The sequence below is a fragment of the Kitasatospora sp. NPDC034533 genome, from assembly GCF_055575155.1.
Genome location: NZ_JBVITE010000041.1, coordinates 23572 through 30300 on the forward strand (window position 1 = coordinate 23572; position 6729 = coordinate 30300).

Genomic DNA, 6729 nt, shown 5'->3' on the forward strand with positions numbered 1-6729 from the left:
GGACGATTAGACTCGGAGCATGCCCACTCTCCGTCTCGCCCTGTGCCAGATCGACCCCTGGGTGGGCGACCTCGCCCGCAACGCCGACGAAGTGGTGCGCCGGACCGGGCAGGCCGTGGCGGCCGGCGCGCAGCTGGTCGCCTTCCCCGAGATGGCCCTCACCGGGTACCCGGTGGAGGACCTCGCGCTGCGCCGCTCCTTCGTCGAGGCCTCCCGCGCCGCGCTGGTCGAGCTGGCCGGCCGGCTGGCCGCGGACGGCTCCGGCGAGGTCCCGGTGGTGGTCGGCTACCTGGGACGCTCCGAGCACGCCTCGCCGCGCTTCAACCGCCCGGCCGGCTCCCCGCAGAACTGCGCCGCCGTGCTGCACCGCGGCCGGGTGGTGACCCGCTTCGCCAAGCATCACCTGCCCAACTACGGCGTGTTCGACGAGTTCCGCTGGTTCGTCCCGGGCGACCAGCTGCCGGTGCTGCGGGTGCGCGGGGTGGACGTCGCGCTGGCCATCTGCGAGGACATCTGGCAGGACGGCGGCCGGGTCACCGCCGCCCGCGAGGCCGGCGCCGGGCTGCTGCTGGTCGTCAACGGCTCGCCGTACGAGCGGAACAAGGACGACCTGCGGCTGGAGCTGGTGCGGCGCCGGGCGGCCGAGGCGGGCTGCACCCTGGCGTACGTCAACATGGTCGGCGGCCAGGACGAGCTGGTCTTCGACGGGGACTCGATCGTGGTCGGCGCGGACGGCCGGGTCCTCGCCCGATCCCCGCAGTTCGAGGAGCACCTGCTGGTGCTGGACCTCGACCTGCCGGCCGCGACGGGCGACCACGCCGACGGCCTGCCGCTGAGCGACGGGCTGCGCCTGGTCCGCACCGAACTCGACGGCGGGCCCGCCTCGGAGCCGGCCGGCCGGCTCGTCGCCGAGGTGGCGCCGCGGCTGTCGGACGAGGCGGAGATCTGGGCCGCGCTGGTCTCCGGCACCCGGGCGTACGTGACCAAGAACGGCTTCGAGTCCGTGCTGATCGGCCTCTCCGGCGGCATCGACTCGGCCCTGGTGGCGGCGATCGCGGTGGACGCGGTCGGCGCGCACAACGTGCACTGCGTCTCGATGCCCAGCCGCTACTCCTCGCAGCACTCCCGGGACGACGCGGCCGAGCTGGCCCGGCGCACCGGGCTGCACTTCCGGACCGTCTCCATCGCCCCGATGTTCGACGCCTACCTGGCGGCGACCGAGCTGACCGGCCTGGCCGAGGAGAACCTCCAGTCCCGGCTGCGCGGCACCCTGCTGATGGCGATCTCCAACCAGGAGGGGCACCTCGTGCTCGCGCCCGGCAACAAGAGCGAGCTGGCGGTCGGCTACTCGACCCTGTACGGGGACTCGGTGGGCGCGTACGGGCCGATCAAGGACGTCTACAAGTCGCTGGTCCACCGGCTGGCCCGGTGGCGCGACGAGGAGGCCGAGCGGCGCGGCGAGGTGCCGCCGATCCCGGAGCACACCCTCACCAAGCCGCCGTCCGCCGAACTGCGGCCGGACCAGCTGGACACCGACTCGCTGCCCGACTACGACCTGCTGGACACGGTGCTGACCCGCTACGTCGAGGAGGACGAGGGCCGGGACGCGATCGTGGCGGCCGGCTTCGACCCGGCCGTGGTGGACCGGGTGGTCCGGCTGGTGGACACCGCCGAGTACAAGCGGCGCCAGTACCCGCCGGGCCCCAAGATCTCGGCCAAGAACTTCGGCCGGGACCGCCGCCTGCCGATCACCAACCGCTGGCGGCGCGGCTAGGGCGTGCGCGGCCGGACAGGGGGCCTAGTACCTGTACGTGGCGGCCACCGCGAGGTGGTCGCTGCCGTCCCGGGGCAGGGTGCGGGAGTCGAGCGGGGACAGCCCGCCCTTGCTCATGATCTGGTCGATCCGGGCCATCGGGAAGGCGGCCGGCCAGCTGAAGCCGAAGCCGTCCCCGGCGGCGCCCTGGGCCGAGCGCATCTGCGAGGTGACGGGCGCGAGACTGCGGTCGTTCATGGTGCCGTTGAGGTCGCCGAGCAGCAGGACCTTCTTCAGCGGCTCGGCCTGGATCGCGTCGCCGAGCGCCTGGGCGCTGATGTCCCGCTGGTTGACGGTGAAGCCCCCCTCGGCCTTCAGCCGCACCGAGGGCAGGTGGGCCACGTACACCGCGAGCGGGCCCTGCGGGGTGGTGACCTCCGCCCGGAAGGCCCTGGTCCAGCCGATCCTCAGGTCCACCGGGGAGACGTCGCCGATCGGGTACTTCGACCAGAGCCCGACGGTGCCCGCCACGGTGTGATGGGGGTAGGCGCCGGCCAGCCCGGTCTCGTACGAGCGCACCTGGGTGCCGGCCAGCTCCTGGAGCGCGACGATCTGGGCGCCCGAGTCCACCAGGGTGCGGATGGTGCCGGGCACGTCGGTGTTGGCGGCGGCCACGTTGTGGCTGACCACCGTCCAGTCGCCCGGGCCGCCCCGCTTGTCGCCCAGCAGGCCGCCGAAGAGGTTGGCCCAGAGCAGGGCGGGCAGCAGCAGCGCGAGCAGCGCCGTGGCGGAGCGGCGCAGCAGCGCGGGCACCAGCAGCACCGGGACGGCCAGGCCCAGCCAGGGCAGGAAGGTCTCCAGCAGGCTGCCGAGGTTGCCGACGCTGTTGGGCAGTTCGGCGTGGAAGGCGAACAGCGCGGCGGTGAGCACGGCCAGCACGGCGATCACCAGGCCGCGCCGCCAGGTGCCGCTGCCGCGGGCGTCCCGGCCCCAGTGGCGCAGGCCGAGGAAGCCGCCGCGCCGCGCCGCGGGGGCCGAGCCGGTGCCGCCTCCGGGGGCCGCGATCCGCTCGGTCCTGTCCGCCTGCGCCATGCCCTGGCTCCCGTCACTCGTGCCGTCGCCGGTCCGGTGCCCGCCCGTGAGGTGCGGGCGCGTACCGGACCGGTGCCGGTGTGGTCGGATTCCGGCTCAGCCTATGCCGGGACAGACGCCGGGCCGCCCGGGCGGGTTCCGGCGTGGCCCGGTTTGGTGAGCGAGGCCACGTCGGGGGCGCGGGTCAGCGTGGCGCGAGGCCGTCGAGCAGCGAGTCGACCATGGTGCGGGCCAGCTCCGGGTCCTCCAGGTCGGAGTCGTCCCAGAGGATGGTGCGGTAGAGGATCGGGCCCATCAGCAGGTCGCCGAGGAGGTCCACGTCGAGGTCGTCGCGGAGCACGCCCTCGGCCACGGCCCGGCGCACCAGGTCCAGCGCGGCCTGGCGGCGCGGCTTGATCACCCGTTCGCGGTACGCGTTGTGGAGCTCGGGCAGGGTGTGCAGCTGCCCCAGGGCGGCCTTGAGCACCCAGCGGGTGCGCTTGGCCAGGCCGCGCCGGCGCATGTAGTCGATCATCACGATCAGGTCGGCCCGCGCGCCCTGGCCGGTCGGTTCCGGCACCGGAGCCTCCAGCTTGCCGACCACGTCGACCAGCAGGGCCTCCTTGTTGGGCCAGCGCCGGTAGATGGTGGCCTTGCCGACGCCCGCGGCGGCGGCGATGCCCTCGATGGTGAGCTCGGACATCGCGGTGCCGGCCGACATCAGCTCCTCCACGGCCGCGAAGATGGCCTGCTCGGCGGCCTCGCTGCGCGGCCGGCCCCGGCGTGCGGTGGCGCAGGACTGCCCGGCGTCGGCGGTCGGGGTGTCGGTGTTCATCCCCGCTGTTCTCCCTCGCTGTCCCTGGGCGCAGGGCGCCGTCCGGTCCCACTGGGCGGTCCGCCCGGTGGGCGGCGCCCGTTCCGGCGGGCGGAGGCCCTGCCACCCGGGGCGCACCCGGGCGGCAGGGCCATTGTCGCTCAGCCGTGCCGTGCCACCGAGCCGGCGTCCGGCCCGGCCGCAGGTCAGGCGTCCGCGGCCGCGGTCTCCCGGTCCTGGCCGTGCTGCCCGGCGACCGGGCCGGACGGACCCGCGGGGGCGGCCGAGCGGCGCGGCAGCAGGAACCAGGCGACGGCGGCACCGATGACCGAGACGCCCACCGAGAGCACCGACACCACGTGCATGGCGTGGACGAAGGAGTCGTTCGCCGGGGCTATCAGCTCCTGGCCGCCGGGGATGCGGGCGGCGACGGCGAGGGTGGCCTCCAGCGACTCGCCTGCCTTGTCGCGCAGGCCCTCGGGCAGCCGGGTCAGGGCGTCGGACATGCCGTCGCGGTAGACGGTGGAGAGCACCGCGCCGAGCACGGCGATCCCGAGCGAGCCGCCGACCTGGCGGAACGTGTTGTTGACGGCCGAGCCGGCGCCGGCCTTCTCGCGGGGCAGCGAGGCCATGATCGCGACGGTGACCGGCGGCATGACGTGCGCCATGCCGGTGCCCATCACCAGGCCGATCACGACCAGCGACCAGATCGGCGTGGTGGCGGTCAGCAGGACGTAGCCGACGAAGCCGAGCGCGACCAGCAGCATGCCGCCGGCGGCGGTGGCGGCGACGCCGAAGCGGTCGACGACCAGCCGGGCCCGCGGCGCGAACACCAGCTGGGCGGCGGCCAGCGGCAGCATCAGCACGCCGGCCTGGAGGGCGCTGTAGCCGCGCACGCTCTGGACGTAGAAGACGCCGAAGAAGGAGACGCCCATCAGCGCGAAGAACACCACGCCGACGACCACCACGGAGGCGCTGAACACCCGGTTGCGGAACCAGGTGACGTCCAGGGCGGGGAACGCGGTGCGGCGCTCGAACAGGACGAAGGCGACCAGGGCGAGCACCCCGACCAGGGTCGGCGCCCAGGCCTCCACCGCGGTGAAGTCGGCCAGCTCGCCGCCCTTGATGATGCCGTAGATCAGCGCGACCAGGCCGACGATCGACAGCAGTACGCCGACCGGGTCCATCCGGCCCGGGTTGGGGTCCTTGGACTCGGGGACCAGGATCACCATCGCGATCACCGCGACGACCACGATCGGGACGTTGACCAGGAAGACCGAGCCCCACCAGAAGTGCTCGATCAGCAGGCCGCCGGTGATCGGGCCGATGGCGATGGCCAGGCCGACCGCGCCGGCCCAGATCCCGATCGCCTTGGGCTGCTCGGAGCGCTCGAAGACGTTCATGATGATCGCCAGCGTGGCGGGCATCACGAGCGCGCCGCCGACGCCCATCAGCGCGCGGTAGCCGATGAGTTCACCGGGCGAGGCGGCCAGCGCGGACAGCAGCGAGGAGGCGCCGAAGACCACCATGCCGGCCAGCAGCGCGCGCTTGCGGCCGAACCGGTCGCCGAGCAGGCCGGAGGTGAAGAGCAGCCCGGCGAAGACCAGGGTGTAGGAGTTGATCGACCATTCCAGGTCGCTCTGGGTGGCCCCGAGGCCGACCGGAGCGGGGGTCGCGATGGTCTTCATCGCGACGTTGAGGATCGAGTTGTCGAGCACGACGACGAGCAGGGCGAGCAGCAGGGTGCCGAGGATCGCCCAGCGGCGGCGGTGGATGGCTTCCGGCACGCGGGGTGGTGCGGCTGCGGTGGTCATTGGTGTTCCCGTCCGTTGGCATGACACTGGCGGGCAATTCCGAGCCGAGCGCGTCTCGTAACCCCCCGCACCACCCTAGCCGCCGATTCGATACGAGACGAATCCGTTTCGTAAAGAGGGGGCAAAGTCCGGGGCCTCCCGCGCACCCCGGCGCCGCACGGCCCGCACGCCCGATGTGTCGTGGATCGCACCGGGACGACCGCACCCCTCTTTGCGCCGGAGCCGGGGCGTGCAAGCATGGAGGTGATCCGGGGACGCCGTACGGCGCCACGAGACGACAACCCTTCAGGAGTCCGTTCGATGAACGCTTCTACGCCCTCGCCTGCCCAGAACCAGGCGTCGACCGCCGGCCTCTACGGCGGGGTCACCAACCGCCGCGTCACCGTGCGCGACCTCGCCGCCGCCAAACAGCGCGGCGAGAAGTGGTCGATGCTCACCGCCTACGACGCCCTCACGGCGGGCGTGTTCGACGAGGCCGGCATCCCGGTGCTGCTGGTCGGCGACTCGGCGGGCAACTGCCACCTCGGCTACGAGACCACCGTGCCGGTGACCATGGATCAGATGGTGATGCTCTCCGCCGCCGTCGTCCGCGGCACCAAGCGCGCCATGATCGTCGCCGACCTGCCGTTCGGCTCGTACCAGGAGTCCCCCGCGCAGGCCATGCACAACGCGGCCCGGCTGATGAAGGAGGCCGGGGTCGGCGCGGTCAAGCTGGAGGGCGGGGAGCGCAGCGCCCGCTCGATCGAGCTGCTGGTCGAGGCCGGCGTCCCGGTGATGGCCCACATCGGCCTCACCCCGCAGTCCGTGCACGCCCTCGGCGGCTACCCGGTCCAGGGCCGCGGCGACGAGGCGGCGCACCAGCTGCTGCGCGACGCCAAGGCCGTCCAGCAGTCGGGCGCCTTCGCGGTCGTCCTGGAGGCCGTCCCGGCCGAACTGGCCGCCCAGGTCACCGAGCAGCTGGCGATCCCGACCGTCGGCATCGGCGGCGGGCCGGACACCGACGCCCAGGTGCTGGTCTGGACCGACATGGCCGGCATGACGGCCGGCCGGGTGCCCAAGTTCGTCAAGCAGTACGCCGACCTGCGGACCGTCCTCGGCGACGCCGCCCGGGCGTACGCGCAGGACGTGCGCACCGGCGCCTTCCCGGCGGCCGAGCACAGCTTCCACTGATCCCGGCCCCACGGCGGGGGGGGGGGGGGGGTGGGGGGGGGGGGGGAGGGGAGGGAGGGGGGGGGGGGGGGGGGGGGGGGGGGGGGGGGGGGGGGGGGGGGGGGGGA

The 6729-nt window shown here is 73.8% G+C and carries 5 protein-coding genes; 2 read left to right on the top strand and 3 right to left on the bottom strand.

Annotated features, from left to right (window positions below):
* The first annotated feature begins 19 nt into the window (after positions 1-19).
* Positions 20-1774: an NAD+ synthase gene (locus tag ACZ55U_RS25360; protein ID WP_465529239.1), complete on the top strand. Its 1755-nt coding sequence runs from the start codon at positions 20-22 to the stop codon at positions 1772-1774.
* 24 nt (positions 1775-1798) lie between these two features.
* Here ACZ55U_RS25360 and ACZ55U_RS25365 read toward each other — a convergent pair whose 3' ends face one another.
* The 3 genes from ACZ55U_RS25365 to ACZ55U_RS25375 form a co-directional block, all read right to left on the bottom strand.
* On the bottom strand, positions 1799-2845 hold the full coding sequence (locus ACZ55U_RS25365; protein WP_465529241.1) for an endonuclease/exonuclease/phosphatase family protein: 1047 nt from the start codon (positions 2843-2845) through the stop codon (positions 1799-1801).
* A gap of 184 nt (positions 2846-3029) precedes the next feature.
* Positions 3030-3659 carry a TetR/AcrR family transcriptional regulator gene (locus ACZ55U_RS25370; protein WP_465529243.1) on the bottom strand — a complete coding sequence of 210 codons (630 nt, stop codon included), beginning with the start codon at positions 3657-3659 and terminating at the stop codon, positions 3030-3032.
* Positions 3660-3844: 185 nt separating this feature from the next.
* Positions 3845-5452, bottom strand: a complete 1608-nt coding sequence (locus ACZ55U_RS25375) for an MFS transporter (protein ID WP_465529245.1) — start codon at positions 5450-5452, stop codon at positions 3845-3847.
* A 300-nt stretch (positions 5453-5752) separates the two neighbouring features.
* Between ACZ55U_RS25375 and panB the strand changes: the two genes are divergently transcribed.
* Positions 5753-6622: a 3-methyl-2-oxobutanoate hydroxymethyltransferase gene (gene panB / locus ACZ55U_RS25380; RefSeq protein ID WP_465529247.1), complete on the top strand. Its 870-nt coding sequence runs from the start codon at positions 5753-5755 to the stop codon at positions 6620-6622.
* Positions 6623-6729 lie beyond the last annotated feature (107 nt).